The organism is Brevundimonas sp., assembly GCF_044336875.1.
Taxonomy (GTDB): Bacteria; Pseudomonadota; Alphaproteobacteria; order Caulobacterales; family Caulobacteraceae; genus Brevundimonas.
In genome coordinates this window covers 89680-114225 of record NZ_JBIIOP010000010.1, presented here as the reverse complement: position 1 = coordinate 114225, position 24546 = coordinate 89680, and the positions used below count along the sequence as shown (strand labels likewise).

21 protein-coding genes are annotated in these 24546 nt (G+C 69.3%); 6 read left to right on the top strand and 15 right to left on the bottom strand.

Annotation, left to right across the window (positions count from 1 at the left end):
• Positions 1 to 132 precede the first annotated feature (132 nt).
• The gene (locus ACIQ1T_RS12815) at positions 133 to 2325 is read left to right on the top strand and encodes a 3-hydroxyacyl-CoA dehydrogenase NAD-binding domain-containing protein (protein WP_395944939.1); all 2193 of its coding nucleotides are present in this window, start codon (positions 133 to 135) and stop codon (positions 2323 to 2325) included.
• 311 nt (positions 2326 to 2636) lie between these two features.
• Here ACIQ1T_RS12815 and recA read toward each other — a convergent pair whose 3' ends face one another.
• The 7 genes from recA to ACIQ1T_RS12780 form a co-directional block, all read right to left on the bottom strand.
• The gene (gene recA, locus ACIQ1T_RS12810; RefSeq protein ID WP_395944938.1) at positions 2637 to 3716 is read right to left on the bottom strand and encodes a recombinase RecA; all 1080 of its coding nucleotides are present in this window, start codon (positions 3714 to 3716) and stop codon (positions 2637 to 2639) included.
• Between the two features lie 145 nt (positions 3717 to 3861).
• Positions 3862 to 5526, bottom strand: a complete 1665-nt coding sequence (locus tag ACIQ1T_RS12805; RefSeq protein ID WP_395944937.1) for an MHYT domain-containing protein — start codon at positions 5524 to 5526, stop codon at positions 3862 to 3864.
• A gap of 66 nt (positions 5527 to 5592) precedes the next feature.
• Positions 5593 to 7281 (bottom strand): M20/M25/M40 family metallo-hydrolase, encoded by a 1689-nt coding sequence (locus tag ACIQ1T_RS12800; RefSeq protein ID WP_395944936.1) that lies wholly within the window; start codon positions 7279 to 7281, stop codon positions 5593 to 5595.
• A gap of 68 nt (positions 7282 to 7349) precedes the next feature.
• Positions 7350 to 8318 (bottom strand): right-handed parallel beta-helix repeat-containing protein, encoded by a 969-nt coding sequence (locus tag ACIQ1T_RS12795; protein ID WP_395944935.1) that lies wholly within the window; start codon positions 8316 to 8318, stop codon positions 7350 to 7352.
• Position 8319: 1 nt separating this feature from the next.
• Positions 8320 to 9135 (bottom strand): phosphatase PAP2 family protein, encoded by an 816-nt coding sequence (locus ACIQ1T_RS12790; protein WP_395944934.1) that lies wholly within the window; start codon positions 9133 to 9135, stop codon positions 8320 to 8322.
• A complete protein-coding gene (locus ACIQ1T_RS12785) occupies positions 9132 to 9641 on the bottom strand; it encodes a hypothetical protein (protein WP_395944933.1) in 510 nt (169 codons plus the stop codon). The genes ACIQ1T_RS12790 and ACIQ1T_RS12785 overlap by 4 nt, the downstream gene beginning before the upstream one ends.
• Before the next feature lie 75 nt (positions 9642 to 9716).
• Positions 9717 to 10064, bottom strand: coding sequence for a ribonuclease (locus ACIQ1T_RS12780; RefSeq protein ID WP_395944932.1), 348 nt, complete (start codon positions 10062 to 10064; stop codon positions 9717 to 9719).
• Positions 10065 to 10165: 101 nt separating this feature from the next.
• Between ACIQ1T_RS12780 and ACIQ1T_RS12775 the strand changes: the two genes are divergently transcribed.
• Positions 10166 to 11170, top strand: a complete 1005-nt coding sequence (locus tag ACIQ1T_RS12775; protein WP_395944931.1) for an LLM class flavin-dependent oxidoreductase — start codon at positions 10166 to 10168, stop codon at positions 11168 to 11170.
• A 32-nt stretch (positions 11171 to 11202) separates the two neighbouring features.
• Here the strand turns inward: ACIQ1T_RS12775 and ACIQ1T_RS12770 are convergent, their stop codons facing one another.
• From ACIQ1T_RS12770 to ACIQ1T_RS12760, 3 genes are all read right to left on the bottom strand, one after another.
• On the bottom strand, positions 11203 to 12531 hold the full coding sequence (locus tag ACIQ1T_RS12770; protein WP_395944930.1) for an HlyD family type I secretion periplasmic adaptor subunit: 1329 nt from the start codon (positions 12529 to 12531) through the stop codon (positions 11203 to 11205).
• Positions 12528 to 14294, bottom strand: coding sequence for a type I secretion system permease/ATPase (locus ACIQ1T_RS12765; RefSeq protein WP_395944929.1), 1767 nt, complete (start codon positions 14292 to 14294; stop codon positions 12528 to 12530). The genes ACIQ1T_RS12770 and ACIQ1T_RS12765 overlap by 4 nt, the downstream gene beginning before the upstream one ends.
• Before the next feature lie 90 nt (positions 14295 to 14384).
• Positions 14385 to 15371, bottom strand: coding sequence for an alpha/beta fold hydrolase (locus ACIQ1T_RS12760; RefSeq protein WP_395944928.1), 987 nt, complete (start codon positions 15369 to 15371; stop codon positions 14385 to 14387).
• 64 nt (positions 15372 to 15435) lie between these two features.
• Here ACIQ1T_RS12760 and ACIQ1T_RS12755 point away from each other — a divergent pair, with 64 nt between their 5' ends.
• Positions 15436 to 16272, top strand: coding sequence for an aldo/keto reductase (locus ACIQ1T_RS12755; RefSeq protein WP_395944927.1), 837 nt, complete (start codon positions 15436 to 15438; stop codon positions 16270 to 16272).
• Between the two features lie 87 nt (positions 16273 to 16359).
• On the opposite strand, the gene ACIQ1T_RS12750 is transcribed toward ACIQ1T_RS12755, so the two are convergent.
• Entirely contained in the window at positions 16360 to 16761 is a 402-nt protein-coding gene (locus ACIQ1T_RS12750; RefSeq protein WP_395944926.1) for an HIT domain-containing protein, read from the bottom strand.
• 106 nt (positions 16762 to 16867) lie between these two features.
• Here ACIQ1T_RS12750 and mdh point away from each other — a divergent pair, with 106 nt between their 5' ends.
• Positions 16868 to 17830 carry a malate dehydrogenase gene (gene mdh, locus ACIQ1T_RS12745; RefSeq protein WP_395944925.1) on the top strand — a complete coding sequence of 321 codons (963 nt, stop codon included), beginning with the start codon at positions 16868 to 16870 and terminating at the stop codon, positions 17828 to 17830.
• A 222-nt stretch (positions 17831 to 18052) separates the two neighbouring features.
• On the opposite strand, the gene zapE is transcribed toward mdh, so the two are convergent.
• Positions 18053 to 19147 (bottom strand): cell division protein ZapE, encoded by a 1095-nt coding sequence (zapE, locus tag ACIQ1T_RS12740; protein WP_395944924.1) that lies wholly within the window; start codon positions 19145 to 19147, stop codon positions 18053 to 18055.
• Positions 19148 to 19287: 140 nt separating this feature from the next.
• On the opposite strand from zapE, the gene ACIQ1T_RS12735 reads away from it, so the two are divergent.
• Positions 19288 to 20334 (top strand): aspartate-semialdehyde dehydrogenase, encoded by a 1047-nt coding sequence (locus tag ACIQ1T_RS12735; protein WP_395944923.1) that lies wholly within the window; start codon positions 19288 to 19290, stop codon positions 20332 to 20334.
• Between the two features lie 82 nt (positions 20335 to 20416).
• A complete protein-coding gene (gene rarD / locus ACIQ1T_RS12730) occupies positions 20417 to 21340 on the top strand; it encodes an EamA family transporter RarD (protein WP_395944922.1) in 924 nt (307 codons plus the stop codon).
• Between the two features lies 1 nt (position 21341).
• Here the strand turns inward: rarD and ACIQ1T_RS12725 are convergent, their stop codons facing one another.
• The 3 genes from ACIQ1T_RS12725 to atpD form a co-directional block, all read right to left on the bottom strand.
• Positions 21342 to 22475 (bottom strand): serine hydrolase domain-containing protein, encoded by a 1134-nt coding sequence (locus ACIQ1T_RS12725; protein WP_395944921.1) that lies wholly within the window; start codon positions 22473 to 22475, stop codon positions 21342 to 21344.
• 223 nt (positions 22476 to 22698) lie between these two features.
• Positions 22699 to 22968, bottom strand: a complete 270-nt coding sequence (locus ACIQ1T_RS12720; protein WP_201099672.1) for an ATP synthase F1 subunit epsilon — start codon at positions 22966 to 22968, stop codon at positions 22699 to 22701.
• A 2-nt stretch (positions 22969 to 22970) separates the two neighbouring features.
• A complete protein-coding gene (gene atpD, locus ACIQ1T_RS12715; protein WP_395944920.1) occupies positions 22971 to 24539 on the bottom strand; it encodes a F0F1 ATP synthase subunit beta in 1569 nt (522 codons plus the stop codon).
• Positions 24540 to 24546 lie beyond the last annotated feature (7 nt).

Below are 24546 nucleotides of genomic sequence, written 5' to 3'. Positions count from 1 at the left end.
CCCCGCCTGGGGGGGGGCGTGTCGCCGCCGGGCCGGCGGCGCCCGGCCCCATCGCCGGTGTCTGCGGTGGGCCCCCTCCACCGCTTCGCGGTCCCCCTCCCCCGATGGGGGAGGATCTGAGGAAGAGAGAACATGGAAAACTTCAAGATTGACGTCGACGCCGACGGCATCGCCCTGATCACCTTCGACGTGCCGGGCCGTTCGATGAACACCCTGACCGGCAAGGTCATGGCCGAAATCCCGCAACTGGTCGAACGGATCAAGACCGACGAATCCATCAAGGGCGCCGTCATCACCTCTGGCAAGGCCTCGGGCTTCTGCGCCGGCGCGGACCTGGGCGACATGGCGTCTGGCCTGCTGGCCGGCGGCGGCGACCTGCAGAAGGCCTTCGATGCGGGCTGGACCCTGAACGGCGCCTTCCGCGCGCTGGAGACCTCGGGCAAGCCGATCGCGGCGGCCATCAACGGCCTGGCCCTGGGCGGCGGGCTGGAGTTCACCCTGGCGACCCACTACCGGGTGGTCGAGAACGACAACAAGATCCAGCTGGGCCTGCCCGAGATCAAGGTCGGCCTCTTCCCCGGCGGCGGCGGCACCCAGCGCCTGACGCGCCTGGTCGGCGTGCAGAACGCCATGATGGCCATGAGCGAGGGCAAGTCCTTCCGCCCCAACGACGCCAAGGGCGCCGGCATCGTCCATGAGGTGGTCGAGAAGGGCCAGTCGGTCGAGGCCGCCAAGACCTGGATCAGGAACGGCGGCAAGCCCGTCCAGCCGTGGGACGACAAGTCGTTCAAACTGCCCGGCGGCGGCCCCTATCACCCGGCCGGCATCCAGAACTTCATGGTCGGCAACGCCATGCTGCGCAAACAGTCCTACGGCAACTATCCGGCCGTGGTGAACCTGATGAAGGCCGTCTACGAGGGAACCCAGGTTCCGATGGACGCGGCCCTGCGGATCGAGACCCGCTATTTCATCAAGACCCTGATGACGCCCCAGGCCCAGGCCATGATCCGTTCGCTGTTCCTGTCGAAACAGGAGCTGGACAAGGGCGCCGTCCGTCCGGCCGGCGTGCCCAAGTCCGATCCGCGCAAGGTTTCCGTTCTTGGCGCCGGCATGATGGGCGCGGGCATCGCCTATGTGCAGGTCATGGCCGGCATCGAGACCGTGCTGATCGACCAGACCCAGGAAGCCGCCGACAAGGGCAAGGCCCATGTCGAGGAACTGCTGAAGAAGCGTCTGTCGCGCGGTCAGATGACGCAAGAGAAGTATGACGCCACCCTGGCCCTGGTCACGGCGACCACAGACTACGCCCACGTCAAGGGTTCGGACCTGGTGGTCGAGGCGGTGTTCGAAAGCCGCGAGATCAAGGCCGACGTGACCCAGCGCGCCGAGGCCCAGCTGGTCGAGGGCGCCGTCTTCGGCTCCAACACCTCGACCCTGCCGATCACCGGCCTGGCCGAGGCCTCGGTTCGTCCCGAAGACTTCATCGGCATCCACTTCTTCTCGCCCGTCGACAAGATGATGCTGGTCGAGATCATCCTGGGCGAGAAGACCGGCGAGGCGGCGATCGCCAAGGCGCTGGACTATGTGCTGAAGATCAAGAAGACCCCGATCGTCGTCAACGACAGCCGCGGCTTCTACACCTCGCGCTGCTTCTCCACCTTCCTGATGGAGGGCATGGCCATGCTGGAGGAGGGCTACGGTCCGGCCCTGATCGACAATGTCGGCCGGATGACCGGAATGCCGCGCGGCCCGCTGGAGATGCACGACGACGTCGCCCTGGACCTGTCCTACAAGATCGCCAAACAGACCAAGGCCGATCTGGGCGACAAATATGTGCCGAACGAGGGCGAGCAGATCGTCGCCACCATGGTCGAGGGCGGACGGTTCGGCCGCAAGAACGGCAAGGGCTTCTACGACTATGACCAGAAGCCCAAGACCATCTGGCCGGGCCTGAGCGACCTGGCGCCGACCACCAAGGGCATCGACAGGCCCGAGGAGCCGACCGCCTTCGCCCAGATCGACGAACTGAAGACCCGCCTGCTGTATCGTCAGGCCGTCGAGGTCGCCCGCTGCTGGGCCGAGGGCGTCATCGACGACCCGCGCGAGGCCGATCTGGGCGCCATTCTGGGCTGGGGCTTCGCGCCCTGGACCGGCGGTCCGATCAGCTTCATCGACGGCATCGGCCTGGCCCAGTTCGTCGAGACGGCGGACCGCCTGGCCGCGACCTACGGCGACCGGTTCAAGGTGCCGCAACTGCTGCGCGATATGGCCGCCACGAACGAGACCTTCTACGGCAAGTTCGCCCCGGAGAAGGCCGCCGCCTGATCGGCTGCGTCAATCGTCAGACCACGGAACGGGCGGCCTTCGGGTCGCCCGTTTTGCGTTGGGGCTTTTCCTTTTCCGCTCATCCCGGCTTTCGCCGGGATGAGCGGATGGAGAGAGCGCGCGCTTCAGGTCGCATGGCGCAACAAATCAAAAAAGACCCGCCCGACACGAGGTCGAGCGGGTCGCTCCGCCGCCCTTCGCGGGGTCGGTGGCGGGTCGCTTGGGGCGACGGAGTAGGGTGTGAAACGGCTTGGCCGCAGCCGAGGCGAACCCGCAGGGTCCGCCCGGCCGCACAGCCGTCTGTCTTGGCGTCAGCCTTCGAGATCCTGGCCTTCGTCGGGCTCGGGCGTGCCCAGCAGTTCGTCGGCGATCTTGTTGGTCGAGGCCCGCACCGCCTTTTCGATCGAGGCGGCGATGTCGGGGTTCTGTTTCAGGAATTCGCGCACATTCTCGCGGCCCTGGCCGATCCGGGTCGAGTCATAGCTGAACCAGCTGCCCGACTTCTCGATCACCCCGGCCTTGACGCCCAGGTCGATGACCTCGCCCAGCTTGGAGATGCCCTCGCCGTACATGATGTCGAAGATGACCTCGCGGAACGGCGGGGCGACCTTGTTCTTGACCACCTTGACCCGGGTGGTGTTGCCGACCACCTCGTCGCGGTTCTTGATCGCGCCGGTGCGGCGGATGTCCAGACGCACCGAGGCGTAGAATTTCAGCGCATTGCCGCCCGTCGTCGTCTCGGGCGAGCCGTACATGACCCCGATCTTGTGACGGATCTGGTTGATGAACAGGACGATGCATTTCGACTTGGAGATCGAGGCCGTCAGCTTGCGCAGCGCCTGGCTCATCAGACGCGCCTGCAGGCCCGGCAGGCTGTCGCCCATCTCGCCCTCGATTTCGGCGCGCGGCGTCAGGGCCGCCACCGAGTCGACCACCACAATGTCCACGGCGCCCGAACGGACCAGGGTGTCGACGATCTCCAGCGCCTGTTCGCCCGTATCCGGCTGGGACACCAGCAGGTCGTCCAGGTTCACGCCCAGCTTCTGGGCGTAGACCGGGTCCAGCGCGTGTTCGGCGTCGACGAAGGCGGCGACCCCGCCCTTCTTCTGCACTTCCGCGACCGTGTGCAGGGCCAGGGTGGTCTTGCCCGAGGATTCAGGACCGAAGACCTCGATCACCCGCCCGACGGGCAGGCCGCCGATGCCCAGCGCCATGTCCAGGCCCAGCGAGCCGGTCGAGACGCTCTCGATCTCGGCCACCACGCCCGCCTTGCCCAGTTTCATCACCGAGCCCTTGCCGAAGGCGCGATCGATCTGTGCGATCGCCGCCTCCAGGGCGCGTTGCTTGTCGCCGTCGTCCTTGCCCACCAGTTTCAAAGCCGCCTGTGCCATTGCCTTCGTCTCCCTTGCCATGATTCCCGTCATTAAGCCTGGGAGAGACCCGCCTGGACCCGCCCCCGTTTCGTGAGACCGACTATGGACACGTTTTGTTCCGGTTCACAAGATGTTCTCTTTCGGAACATGCAGGGAACGCAGACTATACGTCCGTTTCTGACGTAGGCCCCAGAGGCAGGCGCAGGCTGAAGCTGAAGCCCTCGGGCGGATAGGCCAGGACCGCCGTCCCTTCCAGCGAGCGATTGACCGTCGATTCGATCAGGTCCGAGCCGAAGCCGCGCCGCGTCGGCGGCGTCACGGACGGTCCGCCGCTCTCGACCCAGTCCAGCATCAGATGCCCGTCGCCGACGGACCAGTCGACGCGCACCACGCCCGTGGTGTTGAACAGGGCGCCGTATTTGGCGGCGTTGACCGCCATCTCGTGGAAGGCCAGCCCCATGCCCAGGGCCTGGCGCGGGTCCAGGTCGACCGGCGGACCGCTCAGACAGACCTGTTCGGCGGCGTAGGGGGCGAACTCCTGGTCCAGCAGGATGCGCAGGTCCACCCCGTCCCACTTGTGCGCCGTCAGCAGGTTCTGGGTGTTGGACAGGGCGATCAGCCGGGATTCGAACACGGGGATGAAGGCCTTGATGTCCGGCGTGCGCCGCGCGGTCTGGCGGGCGATGGACTGGACCGTGGCCAGGGTGTTCTTCACCCGGTGGTTCAGTTCGTTGATCAGGACCCGCTGCTGGCGTTCGCTGTCGGCCAGGGCGGCGAAGGCCTCGCGTCGGTCGGTGATGTCGGTGATGACGCCGGACATCCGCTCGGGCCGGCCCGAGCGACTGCGCACCAGCCGTCCGCGCAGATGGATCCAGCGACCGGTCTCGGGCAGGAACCACTCCTGATCATAATCCGCCTCGCCGGTGATGGCCTGTTCCAGGGCGGCGCGGTGCAGAATCCGGTCCTCGGGCGACAGTCGGTCGCCGATCTCGGTCGGGCCCAGCCGTCCGTCCGGCGGAACGGACAATATGGTCCGCGCACGTGGCGACAGCACCGGCGCCCGCAGCGGCAGCCGGGCCTCCCAGAAGCCGACCCCGCCGGCGTCCACCGCCGCCAGGACATTGGTCCTCTGATCGAACAGCGAGGCGCCCATGGCCAGGAACAGGATACCGACCGATCCCGCCGCCACCGCCGCCGCCAGGCCCAGGGGCGAAACACCGGCGCCCATGTCCGCATGGGCCACGGGCGTCAGCACCACGGCGGCCATGCCGGTGTGATGCATGGCGGCGATGGCGGCCCCCAGGATGACGGCCGCCAGGGCGCGCCACTTCAGGCTCCGTTCGGCGCGGGAGGCGACCAGGGCGGCGAAGGCGGCGCCGATGGCGATCACCACCGACAGGGCCACCAGGGTCGGCCGATAGCCGATGGCCGCCGTGGTCCGCATCGCGGCCATGCCGACGTAATGCATGCCGACGATGGCCAGGCCCATCAGCACCCCGCCGACGACCAGCCGCCTGTAGCCGGCGCTGACCCGGCCCACGCTGACGAAGGCGAAGCCGGATCCGACCACCGCCAGCAACAGCGACAGCATGGTCAGCCCGATGTCGTAGGAGGCCGGCATTTCGGGATGGAAGCCCAGCATGGCGATGAAATGCATCGACCAGATGCTGACGCCCAGAACCAGGGCCGCCACCGCCATCCAGCGCAGCCGGTTGGTCCCGATCTGGGCGCGGGCGCGGTTGAACAGGTCCAGCGCCGTCCAGGCCCCCAGGACCGCGATCGCCAGGGACAGGACCGGATAGAGGTTCAGATGGTGCGCGTGATGCAAGCGGGCGGGTCCGTGCGGCTCGAACACCGACCCTAGCGCGAAAACCCATAAGGTTTCGTTCCCATATCAGGGAATTTCGATCTCCGCCGCAACCGGCGGTTCGGCCGTCCGCGCCGCCAGGGCCACCCCGCCGCCCAGGATCAGGGCCGCGGCGCCAACCGCCGCGAGCGTCCGCGCCGAGGCCGGGTTCGTCGGCGCCAGCGGCCGCGCCAGCACGACGATCAGCAGGGCGATCAGCCCCAGGGCGCCGGGTCGGTCCATGCCGAGGCCCAGGAAGACGAAATGGCCCAGGCCCAGCAGCCAGCCGCCCCAGACGCTCTCGTCCTCGCCCGCCGGCCACAGGCTCAGTATCACGGCGACCGCCGCCGCCCCGGCCGTGATTAGGTCCAGGCCGCCCAGCGCCAGGGCCAGGACGGCCGCCGCACCCACCGCCGCCGCCAGCAGCCTGCGCCCGACCAGGGCCCGCCCCGCCATCAGGACGACGGCGACCGCCAGTATCGCCAGCCCCACCCCCGCCTCCATCCACGGAAGACGGCGCAGCAGCAGATAATAGGTCTCGGCCGACTGGCTCCGGCTCCCGACCGGCCCGGCCAACACCCGAACGGCCTGGGCGAAGACCACGCCTGCGGCCAGCAGCCACAGGCCGCCGGTCAGGCCCTTGATCCCCTGTCGCCAGGTCAGGCCCGTCGCATGACGCGCCCCCCAGGCGGCGAAGGCGGTCAGCAGGCCGGCCGCCCCCAGCAGGATCCAGCCCGTCCCTGGCCCATGCCGCACCACCCCCAGGCCGAAGACGTCGGCATAGACGGCGTTGGCCGTCGCCCTGGGCAGGACCGGCGCGCGCAGGAAGGCGTCGGCCGCCTCCAGCGCCTGGGAGCCGATATGTTGCAGGCTGCCCTGGTCCAGGGCGTCCGGCGTCGAACTGGGCGAATGATACTGGGACGGCCGGCCGAGGAAGGCCAGATTGACCCCGGCGACGCCCCGGTTGGCGGCGATGGAGAAGTCGGTCCCGTTCGGCATCAGCCGATAGACGAAGATGGCCAGGGCGTTGCTGGCCGGCCCGCCGTCGGCGTCGCGCATCGCCCGCGCATACAGGTCGATGGTCTCGGCGTTGCCCGGCCCGGTCTCGAACATCATGGCCCGGCCGCCGCCGCCCCGCGCCTCCAGATTGACCACGGCCCCGACCCGGTCACGCAAGGGGTGTTCGCTGAAGAAGGCCCGCGCCCCGTCCAGGTTCAGCTCTTCTCCGTCCGTCAGCAGCACGACCAGGGTCCGGTCGGCCGGACCGCGCGCCTTGATCGCCCGCACGGCCTCCAGGATGGCCGCCACCCCGCTGGCGTCGTCGGCGGCGCCGGGCGAGCCCGGCACGCTGTCGTAATGGGCCATCAACACCACCGCCGGCAGGCGGGGGTTCCGCCCCGGCAGGACGCCGACCAGATTGACCACCGACAGACCGTCCACGCTTTCGCCCCGATCCGCGATCCGGCCCACGGCGGCCGGCGACAGGGCGCCCGCCTGCAGGGTCGGATTCAGCCCCAGCTGCGTCATCCGCCCCTGCAGATAGGCCTGGACCAGCCCGTGTTCGGTCGAACCGACCGGATGAGGCGCGCGGGCGATGCGGCGCACATCGGTCATGGCCCTTTCGGCCGAAAAACCGGTCGCGGCGAGGCCGGCGGGCTGCGGCCTCGGCGTCTGGGTCGTCAGCACGGCCAGTCCCAGGGCCAGCGCCAGGGACGTCAGAAGCAGGGCCAGTCTCATCCGATGCATCCCCCGAGGCGTCATCCCGGCAATAGGGCCGAGACGCGGTCTTTTCGCAAGTGCGAGACCTATCGCCGGGTCCGGTTCCGCGTCACCAGATTGCCGGTCGCCCCGTCGCCGTCGTCCAGGCTGGAGCCGAACGGATAGCCGGCGTCGTCGCCGCAGTAGTTGCGGTTTCCCTCCCGCGCCCCGACGACCACCGTCCGGGGACGCAGCCAGCCCGCCCCGGCGAACACATTGTCCGTAATCTGATTATAGGACGGGGTCTGATGGCGGATCACCCCGTCCTCGCCGCAGTTGCGGTACAGGAAGACCCCGCCCCGACCGCCCAGGGCGAAGCGGTTGCCGAGGATGCGGTTGGCGCCGGACCCGTCCACGGCGATCTGTTCGCGACCGGTGCGAATGGTGAAGTCGTTGTCCTGGATCAGGGCGCCCGCGCTCTCGGCGTCCAGATAGACGGCCGCCGACACCGACCGCCCCGAGAACCGCGACCGCGTCACCGTCGTCCTCGTCACGCCGGGACCGACATAGAGAGGAATGGTCCCAACCCCCTCGAACCGCACCCGCTCCAGCACGGTCCCCAGCGGGGCGGCGTTCTGGGCCGCGATCGTGTGGCCAGCGGTCCGCGACGAGGCCAGCAGGTCGCGCATCGAGCCGCCCGCTCCCATGCCCCAGATCCGCACGTTTCCGAACACGGTGCAGTTCCGCACGAACGCGCCGACCGGTCGGCTCCAGGCCTCTCCCTCCGCCCCGGTTTCGCGGCGGGACCAGACGGCCACCGTCGGCGCCTGCGAGGTCGGCTCGCCCGGCGGGCGGATCACGCCGCCGCCGCAGTCGATTCCCGCGCCGGACGCCTCCGCCCCCTCGATCAGGATGCGCCGCCGCACCATCCCGCCCGTCAGGTCGGCGCGGCACGCCAGCCGATAGGCCTGGTCGGACGGGGTGGTCAGGTCGCGGATCTCGGCCGGGGTGCAGGCGCGCGCGGCGGGCGGGTCCCCCGCCTGCGCCGTCGCCAGCAGGAGCAGGACGCCCAGCATGTCAGGGCAGGGCGATCGCCAGGGCCGCGCGTTCCGCCGCGCAGCCGGGATTGGTCCGTCCGGTCGCCCGCGCCGCCTCGATCTCGCGGCGGGCCTCGTCGGCCTCGGCCTGGAAGGTCGGGGTGGCGGCGATCTCGGCCATGACCGCACGGCCGACCGCCTCGCCCGCCGCCACGTCGCCGGGATAATGCATGGCGCAGACCAGGCGGCTGACGCCGATCTCGTGGCCGATCCGCCGCACCGCGTCCGCCCGTTCGGGCTGGATCAGGGCCAGGGTCTCGGCATAGGCCGTTCCGACGGCCGCGCTGCCGGACGGATAGGAGGCGCTGGCCCGTCCGGCCGGGGTCAGGGTCTGGCAGGCGCGGCGGTCCGGGTCGTCTCCGACCGGCCGGGCGCGGAAGGCCCTGGCCTTGACCTGTTCGGCCACGGCGTTGGCGTCATGGAAGGCCCGGGCCGCCATCCGGTCCAGCACCGGCGTCTCGGCCGATCCCAGCCGCACGCCAAGGGCGCAGTCGAAATGCTGCAGGGCCAGGGGCGGGCGCAGTTCGGCGTGCGAGGTCGCCAGCAGCCAGCGATCCGTGTCCTCCAGCGCCGCGAACCGCGCCGAGGCCGCCCTGTCCGCCAGGGCCTGGGCCGAGCCCTCGGCGGGCGCGGGCGGAACCGCCTCGGCCAGCCGCGCCAGATCGCCGGGCTGCAGATAGCCCGTGTCCGTGGCGATGAAGACGGGATGGGACGAAGGCCGCGCGGCCGGCGCACAGGCCCCGACGGCCAGGGGCGCGATCAGGGTCGCCGCGACCAGAGCGGCGACCGGCCTCACAGGCCGGCGCTCCAGCTCAGCTGCACCGAGGTCTCTCCGGCCTCGCCCGGAGCGGCGACGACCTGAAGATTGGTCGAACCGGCGTTTCCGCCGGCCGCTCCATAGGCGCGGGCGTCGCCCTGGTTCATGCCCATGACCGTCGTCAGGCCGGCCTGTTCGGCGCGGTCGCGATAGAAGGCCACCACCTCGTCCGGCGTGGCGTCGGTGCGGAAGGTCACCAGCCCGCCTTCCCCGTCCGGACCGGCGGCGGTCGTCGCCGGCTGGTCCAGGGCGGCCCCCGGATAGAGGGCGGCATAGGTCGGGGCGCCGGGCGCGGCGGGCAGGACGACTTCGCTCGCCTCGACCGGAGGCGCCGCCTCCGCCGGGGTTTGCGGCGGGGCGATCTTCTCGCTGGGCGCGGCGACTGCGGCCTCGGGCGGGGGCGTCTCTTCGGTCTTCGACCGGTCTCCGCAACCCGCAAGGCAGAACGTAACTAAGGCGGCCGAGGCCGCCAGACGGCGTATCATCGGGGAATCGTCCCTTGGACCCATGGTCGAAGCGCAACCGTGGCGCATGGATGCGGCGGCAGCAAGGCGTCGCGTTCAGTCTTGGCGCGCGCCTTCCGCCGGATCGCCGCCCGAACCGTCGAAACGGCGGCCCGATCCCTCGACCGCATCGGGGTCCGCATCCGAGGGCGAATCGGGATCGGCCGAGGCCCGACCCTCGTCGGCCAGGGCGTCATTGATCGCCTGCGAGTCCGGATCGTCGTCCGAACCGCTGGCCGATCCGCCGCGCAGCGAGCCCGCGCGGGTGTCCGATCCGGAATCGGTCCCGTCCAGCGCCTCGATCAGGGCGTCGGCCCTGTGGCCCAGATCGGGCTTCTCGCCCATGTCCGCGGCTTCGCGGGCGTCTTCGCACTCGGGGTCGGTCTTGGATGTGGCGTCGGTCATGGCGGCCTCCTGGGCGCAGTCTCCGGGTTCAAAGGAGTCAAAGTCGCCGACACGGTTGCGGTTCCCCTTGAAAGCGACCGGCCAGCCCCGATCTAGGGCGAATGATCCCCTTCTCAGTCCTCGACCTGTCGCCCATCGTCGAAGGCGGCGACGCCCGCCGCGCCCTCGACGAGACCCTGTCCTTCGCCCAGGCCGCCGACCGCCTCGGCTACGAGCGGTTCTGGCTGGCCGAACACCACAACATGCCCGGCATCGCCAGCGCGGCGACCTCGATCGTCATCGGTCATGTGGCGGCGGGGACCGAACGGATCCGCGTCGGCTCGGGCGGGGTCATGCTGCCCAACCACGCCCCCCTGGTCGTCGCCGAACAGTTCGGCACGCTCGAGACCCTGTTCCCCGGCCGCATCGACGTCGGCCTGGGTCGCGCGCCCGGCACGGACGGCGCCACGGCCCGCGCCCTGCGTCGCTATTTCGAGGGCGCCGACCAGTTCCCGCGCGACGTGGTCGAACTGATCCAGTGGTTCGAGCCCGCCGCCGAGCATCAGCAGGTGCGCGCCGTCCCCGGCGCAGGCCTGCGCGTGCCGGTCTGGCTGCTGGGCTCCAGCCTGTTCAGCGCCCAGCTGGCCGGCCAGCTGGGCCTGCCCTACGCCTTCGCCAGCCATTTCGCGCCCGAACTCCTGCTCGAGGCCCTGGCCCTGTACCGCCGCAGCTTCACCCCCTCGGACCGGCTGGCCAAGCCCCACGCCATGGCCGCGATCAATGTCTTCGCCGCCGACACGGACGAGGCCGGGGTGCGCCTGTCGACCTCGATGCAGCAGAGCTTCGCCCGTCTCTCGACCGGCAAGCCCGGCAAACTGCCCCCGCCGGTGGACGACATCACCAGCGTCCTGACGCCGCAGCAGATCGAAAGTGCCCGCAGCCGCCTGCTCTATTCCGCCATCGGCGGACCGGAGACGGTCAAGACGCAGCTGGCCGACTTCATCGCCCTGACCGGGGTCGACGAACTGATGGTCACCGGCATGGCCTTCGACAACGCCGCCCGTATCCGCAGCCTGGAGATCGTCGCAGACGTCCGCGACCAGCTCGAGACGGCCCAGGCCGCCTGATCCTGGCCGGCTGATCCTGGTCGGCTGAGAACCTACTGCTCGGCCCCGGACCGCCAAAGGCTCTGCGTCAGGGGTTCGAACAGATACGACAGGGCCGTGCGCTTGCGCGTCAGTATGACCACCTGCACCGGCATGCCCGAACGGATGCTGCGCGCCGCCCGTCCCAGTTTCTCCAGCTCCGTCGGCGGCACCACCACCTCGGCGCGGAAATGGCTGCGGCCGGTCGCCTCGTCGGTGAAACTGTCGGCCGAGATACGGGTGACCCGGCCGTGGACGATCGGCGGATTGCGTTCGCGCAGGCCGGGGAATTTGACCTCGGTGTCCAGCCCGACGCGCAGATTGTCGATGTCGGCCGGATCGACCTGGGCGATGATCACCTGCGAGGCCTCGTCCGGCACCACCTCCATCAGGGTCTGGCCCGGCTGGATCACCCCGCCCCGGGTGAAGACCGTCAGGCCGACCACCTGGCCCGTCGCCGGGCTGCGGATTTCGGCCCGCGCCAGCTGGTCGCGCAGCTCCACCATGCGGGGACGCAGGTCGTTCAGCTGCACCTCGACCTGCCTCAGCTGTTCGGCGACGTCCTCGTTCATCCTGGTGGAGACGCCCAGGGTCTGCAGCCGGGTCTCGCCGATCTGTTCACGCGTGCTGGCGACCTGGGCGCGCAGGGCGCCCTGTTCGCCTTCCAGGGCGGCGGCGGTGCGTTCCAGGGCCCGGACCCGCGTCATCGGCGCATAACCCCGGGCCGCCAGCGACCTGAGCCCCTCCAGCTCATCGGCGATCAGCCGCTGCTGGGTGGTGTTGGCCTCGATCTGGCGCTCGTAGCCGTCCATCTGGTCCCGCAACTGCCCGATCCGCTGGTTCAGCACCCCGGTCTCGGTCGACCGCCCGGCGCCGCGCGCCGAATACTGCAGCCGCTGAAGCCGCATGGCCTCGTCGGCCAGCGCCCTGTCCGCATCGGACAGATCGGCGAATTCCGGCGGCACGGGCAGGAGAGGCAGGCGGTCGCGTTCGGCGATCAGGCGCGAACGCTGGGCCAGAAGCGCGAACACCTGACCCGTCGCGCCCCGTTCGCTGGCCCTCAGTTCGCCGGCGTTCAGCTCGACCAGCACCTGACCCTGCCTCACGCGGTCGCCCTCGGCCACCTTCAGGTCGCTGACCACGCCGCCGTCGCGGTGCTGCACCGCCTGACGATTGCCGGACACCGCCACCTGGCCCTGGGCGAAGGCCCCCGCGTCCAGCGGCGCGAACGCCGCCCAGCCCAGGAACAGCACGAAGAAGGCGACGATGACGACGCCGCCGAGCATCAGTTCGCGACGGGGCGAATCCGTCGCTTCCGTCCGAGTCGTTTGGGCGAGGCTCATCGCGCGGCCTTTCCGGTCTGGGCGGTCGGGGCGATCTGGGGCGCCGCGTCGCGCATTCGCGTCAGGACCTCCTCGCGCGGCCCCTCCAACTGGACGGCGCCGTCGCGCATCACCAGCAATCGGTCGACCCGGCCCAGGACCCCGGCCCTGTGGGCGACCACGACCACCGCCGCGCCGCGCGAGGCGGCGTCCATTATGGCGGTCATCAGGGCCGTCTCGCCCTCCTGATCCAGATTGGAGTTCGGCTCATCCAGCACCAGCAGGCGCGGATCGCCGTAAAGCGCGCGGGCCAGGGCGATGCGCTGGGCCTGGCCGGCCGAGACCCCCGCGCCATAGGGACCGAGTTCGGTGTCATAGCCGTGGGGCAGGCGCAGGATCATCTCATGCGCGCCTGCGGCCACGGCGGCGGCGACCGCGCTCCGGTCGATCTCGGTCGGATCGACGCCGGTCGCGGCCGAGAAGCGCGAGATATTGTCCTTGATCGACCCGGCGAACAGGCTGGGAACCTGCGGCATATAACCGATGAAACGCGCCAGTTCGTCGCCGTCCCGGGCCGCATACTCGGCCCCGTCCAGACGCGCCACGCCCGCGGTCGGGACCAGGGCGCCGGCGATGACCCGCGCCAGGGTGGTCTTGCCCGAGCCGCTGGCGCCGATGACGCCCAGGGTCTGGCCCGGCTCCAGCGCCAGGACGGCGTGGCGCAACTGCGGCGCCTCGGTGTCGGGCAGGCGCACCGTCACCCCCTCCAGCCGCAACCGCCCCTGCGGCGCCGGCAGGGCGGTGCGCGCCCTGTCCTGGCTGGCGGTCTGGGCGAACAGGTCGGTCAGGGTCTTCCAGCTGGCGCGCGCCTGGACCAGCCCCGGCCAGGCCCCGACCAGAAGTTCGACCGGCGCCACCGCCCGGCTCAGCAGCACGGAGGCGGCGATGATCGAGCCGGACGAGATGTCGCCCTTCACCACCAGATAGGCGGCCAGGCCCAGGGCGAACGACTGCAGCACCAGCCGCACGAATTTGATCACGCCCGTATATCGGCCCCCGGCCAGCTGCGCGTCGGCCTGCTGGGCCACGGCGCCGCGCCTCTGGTCGATCTGACGCGCGATGCTGGATCCGCGCATGCCCAGGGCCCGCACCACCTCGGCCTGGCCGGCGACGCTCTCCTGGGCGGCATAGGCGGCGGCGTTGGATTGTATGGCCTTGGCCAGCCGGGGCCGGCTGTCGCGCTCGTTCATCCAGGCCAGGCCGAACAGGATCAGGCCGCCGACCAGGGTCAGCAGGCCGATCGCCGGATGCAGCAGAAAACAGCAGGCCAGATACAGCGGCGTCCACGGCGCGTCGAACAGGGCCAGGGCGCCCGGTCCGGACACGGCCGTCCGCACATTGTCGAACTCCCTCAACGCCTGGCTGCCCGGCGCCTGTCCCGTCGCGCGGGCCTGGATATCCACCACCCGCGCCAGGATCCGCCCGGACAGCAGCCGGTCCAGCCTCAGGCCGGCGCGCAACAGCAGCCGCCCCCGCAACCAGTCCAGCATCGCCAGACAGGCCAGGGCGAAGACCGCCACCACCGTCATCAGCGCCAGGGTGGTCAGGCCGCCGGTCGGCACCACCCGGTCATAGACCTGCAGCATGTAGAGGGTCGGCGCCAGGTACAGCAGATTGACCAGGGCGCTGAACACCGCCGCCCAGACGAAATGGGTCCGGCAGGCGCGGAAGGCCTGGGCCAGCGGCTCCGTGCCGGGACGATCTGGAAGCAACGACTTGAACACGGACGCCCGGTCTCCGGAACCCATAGGCGGCGGGGCGTGGAGACCCGCCTGGGAGAAGGCGGACTGTAAGCGCCGTTCCTTCCTTTAACCCTAACGCGCCAACCGCCCTGCGGTGGCCAGGAAGTCCAGCAACAGGCCGTTCACCTCCTCCGCCCGCTCCTGCTGGATCCAGTGGCCCGCCCCGGGCACGACCACCGACCGGACCAGGTTCGGAGCCCAGTCCTTCAGCCCCGCCTCCGCCGGCCCGGCGTAATGGCGCACCGGATCGTCCTCGCCGACGATGAACAGGGCCGGTCGCCGGATCCTCTGGTCCTGCAGGAACCCCGTCAGAGTCCAGTTGAGGTCCACCGCCCGGTACCAGTTCAGCGGCCCGTCGAATCCGCCGGCGGCGAAGGCCTCCACATATTCGTCGAAATGCGCCGCGCTCATCCACGGCGGGACCGTCGCGCCGTCGTCGATACTGTCCAGCAGGCTGACGCCTTGCGGCATGAAGCCCGTCGACCGTTTCGCCGCCGGCGTCGCCCCGTCATAGGCGAAGAACAGCTTGCGCAGGGTCGTCGCCGGATCGGCCTCCAGCGCCGCATGGGCGTCCGCCGCCTGGAACCGGTTGATATAGAGCTCGCCCAGACCGGCGCGTTTCGCGATCGCCGCCATGGCGGCCGTGGGCGGCCCCTTGGTCCGGCGCGGCTGGAACGGCACCGACAGCCCGGCCACGGCCGTGAACAGGTCGGGCCTCAGCAGGGCGCAGTGCCAGGCGACCGGCGCGCCCCAGTCGTGACCGACGACGACGCAATCGGTCTTGCCCAGCGCCCGGACCAGATCGACCATGTCCCCGACCAGATGCAGGATCGAATAGGCCGCCGCGTCCCGGGGCTTGTCCGTGCCGCCATAACCGCGCATGTCCGGGGCCACGACATGGAATCCCGCCGCCGACAGGGCCTCGACCTGGGCCCGCCAGCTGATCCCCAGTTCGGGGAAGCCATGGATCAGCAGGACCAGAGGCGCGTTAGCCAGGGCGTATCCGGCCTCCAGCACCTGTTGGACAAGCCCGTCGGTCTTGATAAGCCGGGTGCGCATCGCAACCTCCCACTTCCACCCCTCGCGGCGGCGTTCGCGCCGCTCATTACAGGTCAGGACGGATATGACCCGCCTCGTCACCTTCTCCGACGGTACGACCGTTCCCGCCCTCGGCCAAGGCGCCTGGGAGCTGGGCGACGACCCCGCCTGGCGCGACGAGGAACAGCAGACCCTGGCGCGCGGCATCGACCTGGGCCTGACCCTGATCGACACGGCCGAGATCTATGGCGACGGCCGTTCCGAACGCCTGGTGGGCGAGGTCATCGCCGGCCGTCGCGACGAGGTCTTCCTGGTCTCCAAGGTCAGGCCCGACAACGCCTCCGAGATGAAGATGATGCTGGCCTGCGAGAAGTCGCTGGAACGACTGGGGACCGATCGGCTGGACCTCTATCTGCTGCACTGGGAAGGCCACGTCCCGCTGGAGGAGACGGTCGCCGCCTTCCAGGAACTGGTCGACGAGGGGATGATCGCCCGCTGGGGCGTGTCCAACCTGGATCTTCGCGCCATGCAGCGGCTGGAGGAGATCGAGGGCGGCCAGGACTGCGCCGCCAACCAGCTGCTCTACAACCTGGGTTCGCGCGGGGTGGAGTTCGACCTCCTGCCCTGGATGCAGGCCCGCGACATGCCGATGATGGCCTATTCGCCCCTGGGGCGCGGCGGCCTGCTGGAACATCCGCTGATCCTGGACCTGGCCAACCGCCACTCGGCCGACCCGGCCCAGATCGCCCTGGCCGCCGTCCTGCGCCACGATGGCGTCATCGCCATTCCCAAGGCCAGTTCGGTCGAACACGTCGAGGCCAACGCCGACGCCCTGGAGGTCCAGTTCGATCTTGAGGATCTGGAACGCCTCGATCAGGCCTTCCCGCCCCCGACGCGGGAAACCCCGCTGGACATCATCTGATTGGAAGACCCGCCCGCCGAAGACAGGAGGTTCTCGGCCTTGTCTCTGAAATTCCAGAACAAGAAGGGAGGGAAGGACAGAAGGAATTCATCCTCCCGCAAGGATCGCCAGCAGCCTCGCCCTGACCTCGACCGCATAGGGGACCGCCGGTCCCCGCCCCCAGACCGGATCGGGCCACAGGCCGTCGTCGCGGCGGCGGCCCACCACATGGAGGTGCAGCTGGGCGGTCACATTGCCGATCGCCCCGACGTTCAGCTTCTCGACCTCGCCCAACCGCCGCACCAGCGCCCCCGCCCGCACCGTCTCCTCCATCAGCATCGCCCGTTGTTCGAGGCTCAGATCCTCCAGCTCCACCGCCCCCGTGACGCGCGGAATCAGGATCAGCCACGGGAACCGCGCATCGTCCTGCAGCCGCACGTGACACAGCGGCCATTCGGCGGCGGCGATGGATCCGGCGGCGAAGGCGGGGTCTGGACGAAAGTCGGTCATGCGGGCTCCTGAACGAACGTCGGCCAGCCTTGCAGCGCGGCCTTTGCGGGTCTAGACCGCCGCCACGATTAATCCCCTTTCGCACACGCAATAGACGGAGAACTCCATGGCTCGCGCGAAGATCGCCCTTATCGGCGCCGGCATGATCGGCGGAACCCTGGCCCATGTGGCCGCGCGCGAAGCCCTGGGCGACGTGATCCTGTTCGACATCGCCGAAGGCACGCCGCAGGGTAAGGCCCTGGACATCGCCGAGGCCTCGGCCGTCTTAGGCCAGGACGTGGCCCTGAAGGGCGCCAACGACTACGCCGACATCGCGGGCGCCGATGTCTGCATCGTCACCGCCGGCGTGCCGCGCAAGCCGGGCATGAGCCGCGACGACCTGATCGGCATCAACCTGAAGGTCATGAAGGCCGTCGGCGAGGGCATCAAGGCCCACGCCCCGAACGCCTTCGTCATCTGCATCACCAACCCGCTCGACGCCATGGTCTGGGCCCTGCAGAAGTTCTCGGGCCTGCCCAAGGAGAAGGTCGTCGGCATGGCCGGCGTGCTGGACTCGGCCCGCTTCGCCTACTTCCTGGCTGAAAAGACCGGCGTCTCGGTGCAGGACATCCACGCCTGGACCCTGGGCGGTCACGGCGACGACATGGTGCCGATGGTGCGGCACTCGACCGTGGGCGGCCTGCCGCTGCCGGACGCCGTCGCCGCCGGCTTCCTGTCGCAAGCCGATCTGGACGCCATCGTCGACCGCACCCGCAAGGGCGGCGGCGAGATCGTGGCCCTGCTGAAGACCGGCTCGGCCTTCTACGCCCCCGCTGAATCGGCCATCGCCATGGCCAAGTCCTATCTGCTGGACCAGAAGCGCGTCCTGCCCTGCGCCGTCTGGCTGTCGGGCGAATACGGCCTGTCGGACCTCTACGTCGGCGTCCCGGCCCTGATCGGCGCCGGCGGCGTCGAGAAGGTGATCGAATTCACCACCAACGACGAGGAAAAGGCGATGTTCGAAAAGTCGGTCGCCTCGGTCCAGGGCCTGCTGCAGGCCTGCAAGGACATCGACAGCTCGCTGGCCTAAGCCAAGCGTCAGATCGAATGAGAAAGGCCGCGGATCGATCCGCGGCCTTTTTCTTTGCCCTTCACAGACCTTCCCCCGCTTGCGGGGGAAGTGTCAGGCCGTCGAGCGAAGCGAGACGCCTGACGATGGGGGGAGTTTCGCGAAACCTCCCCCTCCGACCCTGGATCGGCTGCGCCGATCTACGGGCCACCTCCCCCGCTTCGCGGGAGAGGGTCTTTCGTCTCAATCCCGAACGTGCGCCAGCCAGTCCTTGCTCTGCATCTCGTTGAACCGGGACACGGTCCGTTCGAACTCGAACGCCCCCACCCCCTCGGTATAGAGGGCCTCCGGTTTCGCGGCCGCCAGGACGATCAGCTTGGTCTTGGCCTCGTACAAGGCGTCCACCAGGGTCACCAGGCGCCGCGCCTCGTGGTGGTTGGCCGAGCTCAGGATCGGCACATCCTCCAGGAACAGGGTGTGGAACCTCTGGGCGATGGCCAGATAGTCCTGCGGCCCCAGCGGCCTGCTGCACAGTTCCGCAAAGGTCGCCCGCGCCATCGAACCGACAGTCCGCTCCACCACCACGTCGCGGCCCAGCACGGTCAGATGGGCTGGCTCCTCCGGCTCTCCGCCCTTCAACTCGCGCCACAGGCTCTCGAACCCCTCGCGGTCGTCGGGCGTGTGCCAGACCTGGGCCGAGGTCATCCGGTCCAGCCGCCAGTCGCGCGCCCCTTCCGTCTCCACCACGGCGCAGCGTGTCCGCAGAATGTCGATGAAGGGCAGGAAGAGCTGGCGGTTGATGCCGTTCTTGTAGAGGTCCTCCGGCGCCCGGTTGGACGTCACGGCCAGCACCACCCGCAGGTCGAACAGGGCCTCGAACAGCCGCCCCAGGATCATGGCGTCGGCGATGTCGGTGACCTGCAGTTCGTCGAAGCACAGCAGCCGCGCCTCCGAGGCGATCAGCTGGGCGATGGGCGGGATCGGATCGTCGCCCTTGTGCGTCCCGAACACGGCCTTCCGCGTCTTGGCGTCCCCTTCCCGCCACTGGCGCACCAGGTCATGGATCCGGGCCATGAAGGCGTGGAAGTGGGCGCGCGCCTTTCGCGGCTCGGGCGTGGCCGAATAGAACAGGTCCATCAGCATCGACTTGCCGCGTCCCGGCGGGCCGTACAGATAGATCCCCTTCACCTCGGCCGGCTTGCCGAACAGGCCGGGCTTTTTGGCCAGATCGGTCTCCAGCCGTTCCAGCGCCGTAATGACGGCGGCCTGGGCTGGATCGGGCGTCAGCACGCCCTCTTCCACGCGGATATCGTAGGCGTTGCGGATACGGGAGGTCATGGGAGGCCTGCTTAAAGCGCAGCTCAGCGAAAAGCGATTGCTTCGCGGCTCCGAACGCCTATTTGCAGGCCATCACCACAATGCGCTCAAGCCGCTCGACCCCACGGGCCCAGCGACAGCGCGTCCGAAGGACAAGAAACATGGGTTATCGCGTCGCGATCGTCGGGGCCACGGGCAATGTGGGCCGCGAAATGCTGAACATCCTCGAGGAAGTCGAATTCCCCGTCGACGAGATCCACGCCATCGCCTCGCGCAAGTCCAAGGGGGTCGAGGTCTCGTTCGGCGACAAGACCATCAAATGCCAGGACATCGAACAGTTCGACTTCTCCAAGGTCGACATCGTCCTGATGTCCGCCGGCGGCGCCGTGTCCAAGGAATGGTCGGAAAAGATCGGCAAGGCCGGTCCCATCGTGATCGACAATTCCTCGGCCTTCCGCAAGGACGCCGACGTGCCGCTGATCGTGCCGGAAGTGAACCCGGACGCCATCAAGGACGCCACCAAGAAGAACATCATCGCCAACCCGAACTGCTCGACCATCCAGCTGGTCACGGCGCTGAAGCCGCTGCACGACGCGGCCAGGATCAAGCGGGTGGTGGTTTCGACCTATCAGTCGGTGTCCGGCGCCGGCAAGGAAGGCATGGACGAGCTGTGGAACCAGACCAAGGCCATCTACGGCCTGGGCGACGCGCGTCCGAAGAAATTCCCCAAACAGATCGCCTTCAACGTCATCCCCTTCATCGGTTCCTTCCTCGAGGACGGCTCGACCGACGAGGAGCAGAAGATGTCGGACGAGACCCACAAGATGCTGGACCCGAACATCCAGGTCACGGTCACCTGCGTCCGCGTGCCGGTCTTCGTCGGCCATTCCGAGGCCGTGAACATCGAGTTCGACCGCCCCATCGCCCCGGACGAGGCCCGCGCCATCCTGCGCGAGGCGCCGGGCGTCCTGGTGATCGATAAGCAGGAACACGACGGCTATATCACCCCCGTCGACGCCGCCGGCGAACACGCCGTCTATGTCAGCCGCATCCGCAAGGATCCGACCCTCGAGAACGGCCTGAACCTGTGGGTCGTCTCCGACAACCTGCGCAAGGGCGCGGCCCTGAACGCCATCCAGATCGCGCAGCTGCTGGACGAGACGGGCGTGATCAAGTCGTCGTCCGGGTATCGGTCGATCACGGTTTAACCCGCTTCTTCCTTCGTCATTCCCCGGTCTTCGCCGCTGCGCGGCTTGCCGGAGGATGATGAAGGAAAGCAAGGCCACACGGATGACCTCCCCCGCCCTGTCCGCCGACAAGCGCGCCGTCGCCACCGCCATCGCCTGCTACGGCCTGTGGGGCTTCATGCCCCTGCTGTTCATGGCCATGAACGGCGTCGGCTTCACCGCGCCCGAGATCCTGGCCCACCGCGCCCTGTGGTCGGTCCTGTTCGCCGGCGGCCTGGTGATCCTGGCGGGTCAGGTGGGTCAGGCGCGGCGCGTCCTGCTGACGCCCCGGATCCTGGGCTGGCTGGCCCTGTCGACGGCCATGATCGCCATCAACTGGGGCATCTACGTCTGGGCCACCACCACCCACCACACGCTGGAGGCCAGCCTCGGCTACTATATCAACCCCCTGCTCAACATGGCGGCGGGCATGGTGCTGTTCCGGGAGAAGATCGACCGCTGGGGCTGGGCGGCCATAGGTCTCGCCGTCGTCGGGGTGATCCTGCAGACCGTGGCCCTGGGTCGTCCGCCCTGGCTGTCCCTGATCCTGGCCCTCAGCTTCGCCGCCTATGGGGTGATCCGCAAGCGGGTGCCCGCCGACGCCCAGACCGGCCTGTTCGTCGAATGTCTGCTGCTGCTGCCCTTCGGCGCGGCCTTCCTGATCTGGGCCAGTCAGATGGGCCAGACGGTCGGCTTCGATGATCCCGTCCACTGGCTCTGGGCCATTTCCAGCGGCCCGGCGACGGTCCTGCCGCTGGCCCTGTTCGCCTGGTCGGCGCGCCGCCTGCCCCTGTCGACCATCGGCTTCGTCCAGTTCCTGGCCCCGACGCTGCAGTTCGCCATCGGCGTGGCCTCGGGCGAGCCGATGACCGCCCTGCGCGCCCTGTCCTTCGTCTTCATCTGGGCCGGCGCCGGGGTCTTCGCCCTGGGCGCCGTCTTCCGCTCCCGCGCCGCCCGCCGGGCGGTGGCGGCGTCGGAACCCGCCTAGGTCACAGCGCCGCGTACAGGGCCGCCAGCAGCCGCCGGGGACGCGGGTCGCCGATGATGTGCGGCGACTGGCGGTTCATCACATAGGCGGCCGACAGCCGCTTCGACGGATCGGCCATGGCCATCGACCCGCCCCAGCCGTAGTGGCCCCAGGACTCGCCCGGCCCGAACACCTCCAGCCCTTCGTTCCGCATCAGGCCCGCCGCCCAGCTGATCGTATAGGGCAGCACCTTGTCCGGCCCGTGGATCCGCTCGCGCGTCAACTGCTCCAGCACGCCGCTCGACAGCACCGACCGGCCCTCCAGAGCCCCGCCGTTGGCGACCACGCCCAGCATCCGCGCCAGCCCCAAGGCGGTCGCGTGCATGTTTGCGGACGGGATCTCCATCTTGCGCCATTCGGTCGAGCCGCGCCCGCCCGGCGCCGAGCCGCGATCCAGGAAGGCCGCCTGTTTGATCCGATCGATGGTCCCCAGGTTCGGCGCGGCCGAGGGCTTCCTCATCTGCGCCACCCGCCCGTGCTCGCTCTCGGGCAGGCCGATCCACAGGTCCAGATCGGCGAAATCTTCGCGCAGGGCCTGGCCCATGGTCCGCCCCGTCGCCCGGCGGAACACCTCATTGGCCAGATAGCCGACCGTGACCGGATGATAGCCCGAGGCCGTGCCCGGTTCCCACATCGGCGCCTGGGCCGCCAGCCGCGCCAGAACGGCGGGGGCGTCGAACCAGATGGCCGGATCGGCGGCCTCGTCGAAGCCCGGCAGGCCCGACTGGTGGCTCATCAGCTGGGCTACGGTCACGTCCTGCTTCCCCGCCGCCCCGAACTCGGGCCACAGGGAGGCGACGGTCTGCTCATAGTCCAGCTCGCCCGCCTCGACCGCCGTGGCGATCAGCAGGGCCATCACCGCCTTGCCGGTCGAGAAGACCGGGGTCAGGGTCGTGTCGGTGAAGGGAACGGTCCGGCCGGTGTCCGCATGACCCGCCCACAGGTCCACGACCGCCTCCCCCTCGACCAGCACGCTGAACCGCGCCGCCTGCTCGTTCAGCCCCTCGGGCGCCTCGGTGAAATTGGCGGCGAAGGCGTCCTTCACCGCAGCGAAGCGCGGGTCGCAGGAACCTTGGATGTCGATGGCGTCGGTCATGGCAAGCCTCATAGACCTTCCCCCGCTTGCGGGGGAAGTGTCAGGCCGTCGAGCGCAGCGAGACGCCAGACGATGGGGGGAGTTTCGCGATCTGACACTCCCCTCTCCGACCCTGGTTCGCTTCGCGAACGCCGGGCCGCCTCTCCCGCAAGCGGGAGAGGGTCAAAGAAAAAGGCCCCGCGCCGGAGCACGGGGCCTCTGATCGTTTCGATCCCGCGAAGGATCAGGCCGCGACGACCTCGGTCGCCTGTTCGGCCAGGATGGTCAGGCCTTCGCCGTTGACGTCGGCGAAGCCGCCCTTGACGTCATACTGGGTCTTGGCGCCGCCGTTGTAGACGGTCACCAGGCCCTCGCGCAGGGCGGTCATGAAGGGGGCGTGGTCCGGCAGGACGCCGAAGTCGCCCTCGACGCCCGGCGCGTCCACCTGGTCCACGAGGCCCGAAAAGACCTCGCGTTCCGGCGAGACGAGGGAGAAGTTCAGCTTGCCGGCCATGATCAGGCTTCCGAAGCCATCTTCTCGGCCTTGGCGACGGCCTCTTCGATGGCGCCGACCATGTAGAAGGCGGCTTCCGGCAGGTGGTCGTATTCACCGGCGACGATGCCCTTAAACGAGCGGATCGTGTCGGCCAGTTCGACGAACTTGCCCGGCGCGTTGGTGAACTGTTCGGCCACGAAGAAGGGCTGCGACAGGAAGCGCTGGATCTTGCGGGCGCGCGAGACGACCAGCTTGTCCTCTTCCGACAGCTCGTCCATGCCCAGGATGGCGATGATGTCCTTCAGGCCCTTGTACTGCTGCAGCACTTCCTGGACCGAACGGGCGACCTGGTAGTGCTCCTCGCCGATGACCAGCGGGTCCATGATCCGCGAGGTCGAGTCCAGCGGATCGACGGCGGGGAAGATGGCCTGGGCGGCGATGTCACGCGACAGCATGGTCGTCGCGTCCAGGTGGGCGAAGGACGCGGCCGGGGCCGGGTCGGTGGGGTCGTCGGCGGGGACGTAAATGGCCTGGACCGAGGTGATCGAGCCCTTCTTGGTCGAGGTGATCCGCTCCTGCAGGTTGCCCATCTCGGTGGCCAGGGTCGGCTGATAGCCCACGGCCGACGGGATGCGGCCCAGCAGAGCCGACACTTCCGAACCGGCCTGGGTGAAGCGGAAGATGTTGTCGACGAACAGCAGGACGTCCTTGCCTTCCTCGTCGCGGAAATACTCGGCCTGGGCCAGGCCGGTCAGGGCGACGCGGGCGCGGGCGCCGGGAGGCTCGTTCATCTGGCCGTAGACCAGGGCGCATTTGGAGCCCTCGGTCGAGCCGCCGTTCTTGGCCGGGTCGACGTTCACGTTCGACTCGATCATCTCGTGATACAGGTCGTTGCCTTCGCGGGTGCGCTCGCCCACGCCGGCCAGAACCGAATAACCGCCGTAAGCCTTGGCGATGTTGTTGATCAGTTCCTGCATGGTGACGGTCTTGCCGACGCCGGCGCCGCCGAACAGGCCCGTCTTGCCGCCCTTGGTGTAGGGGCAGATCAGGTCGATCACCTTGATGCCCGTGACCAGGATTTCCGACGAGTTGGTCTGTTCCTCGAAGGTCGGGGCCTCGCGGTGGATCGGGCGATATTCGGTCGTCTGGATCGGACCGGCTTCGTCGATCGGCTGGCCGACGACGTTCATGATGCGGCCCAGCACGCCCGGGCCGACCGGGGTCTGGATCGACGAACCGGTGTCGATGACCGGCTGACCGCGCGTCAGGCCTTCGGTCGTGTCCATGGCGATGGTGCGGACCATGTTCTCACCCAGGTGCTGGGCGACTTCCAGAACCAAAGTGAAGGGCTCGCCCGTCTTCTGGTCGATGTTCTGGGTGTTCAGGGCGTTCAGGATCGCCGGCAGGTGGCCGGTGAACTCGACGTCGACCACGGCGCCGATGACCTGGGCGATCTTGCCCGTGGCGGCGGCGTCGACCGGCGCAGCGGTCTTGGGCGCGCGGGCGGCGGCGGGCTTCTTGGCGGCGGCCGGGGCCTTGGGGGCGGCCGGCTTCTTGGCGGCGGGTTTCTTGGCGACGGTGTCGGTCATGGCTGGG

Excerpts from the sequence above, each read along its gene's own strand:
- ACIQ1T_RS12815 (WP_395944939.1), top strand. The coding sequence starts at position 133 with ATGGAAAACTTCAAGATTGACGTCGACGCCGACGGCATCGCCCTGATC.
- recA (WP_395944938.1), bottom strand. The coding sequence starts at position 3,716 with ATGGCACAGGCGGCTTTGAAACTGGTGGGCAAGGACGACGGCGACAAG.
- ACIQ1T_RS12800 (WP_395944936.1), bottom strand. The coding sequence starts at position 7,281 with ATGAGACTGGCCCTGCTTCTGACGTCCCTGGCGCTGGCCCTGGGACTG.
- ACIQ1T_RS12795 (WP_395944935.1), bottom strand. The coding sequence starts at position 8,318 with ATGCTGGGCGTCCTGCTCCTGCTGGCGACGGCGCAGGCGGGGGACCCG.
- ACIQ1T_RS12785 (WP_395944933.1), bottom strand. The coding sequence starts at position 9,641 with ATGATACGCCGTCTGGCGGCCTCGGCCGCCTTAGTTACGTTCTGCCTT.
- ACIQ1T_RS12780 (WP_395944932.1), bottom strand. The coding sequence starts at position 10,064 with ATGACCGACGCCACATCCAAGACCGACCCCGAGTGCGAAGACGCCCGC.
- ACIQ1T_RS12775 (WP_395944931.1), top strand. The coding sequence starts at position 10,166 with ATGATCCCCTTCTCAGTCCTCGACCTGTCGCCCATCGTCGAAGGCGGC.
- ACIQ1T_RS12770 (WP_395944930.1), bottom strand. The coding sequence starts at position 12,531 with ATGAGCCTCGCCCAAACGACTCGGACGGAAGCGACGGATTCGCCCCGT.
- ACIQ1T_RS12760 (WP_395944928.1), bottom strand. The coding sequence starts at position 15,371 with ATGCGCACCCGGCTTATCAAGACCGACGGGCTTGTCCAACAGGTGCTG.
- ACIQ1T_RS12755 (WP_395944927.1), top strand. The coding sequence starts at position 15,436 with ATGACCCGCCTCGTCACCTTCTCCGACGGTACGACCGTTCCCGCCCTC.
- ACIQ1T_RS12750 (WP_395944926.1), bottom strand. The coding sequence starts at position 16,761 with ATGACCGACTTTCGTCCAGACCCCGCCTTCGCCGCCGGATCCATCGCC.
- mdh (WP_395944925.1), top strand. The coding sequence starts at position 16,868 with ATGGCTCGCGCGAAGATCGCCCTTATCGGCGCCGGCATGATCGGCGGA.
- zapE (WP_395944924.1), bottom strand. The coding sequence starts at position 19,147 with ATGACCTCCCGTATCCGCAACGCCTACGATATCCGCGTGGAAGAGGGC.
- ACIQ1T_RS12735 (WP_395944923.1), top strand. The coding sequence starts at position 19,288 with ATGGGTTATCGCGTCGCGATCGTCGGGGCCACGGGCAATGTGGGCCGC.
- rarD (WP_395944922.1), top strand. The coding sequence starts at position 20,417 with ATGACCTCCCCCGCCCTGTCCGCCGACAAGCGCGCCGTCGCCACCGCC.
- ACIQ1T_RS12725 (WP_395944921.1), bottom strand. The coding sequence starts at position 22,475 with ATGACCGACGCCATCGACATCCAAGGTTCCTGCGACCCGCGCTTCGCT.
- ACIQ1T_RS12720 (WP_201099672.1), bottom strand. The coding sequence starts at position 22,968 with ATGGCCGGCAAGCTGAACTTCTCCCTCGTCTCGCCGGAACGCGAGGTC.
- atpD (WP_395944920.1), bottom strand. The coding sequence starts at position 24,539 with ATGACCGACACCGTCGCCAAGAAACCCGCCGCCAAGAAGCCGGCCGCC.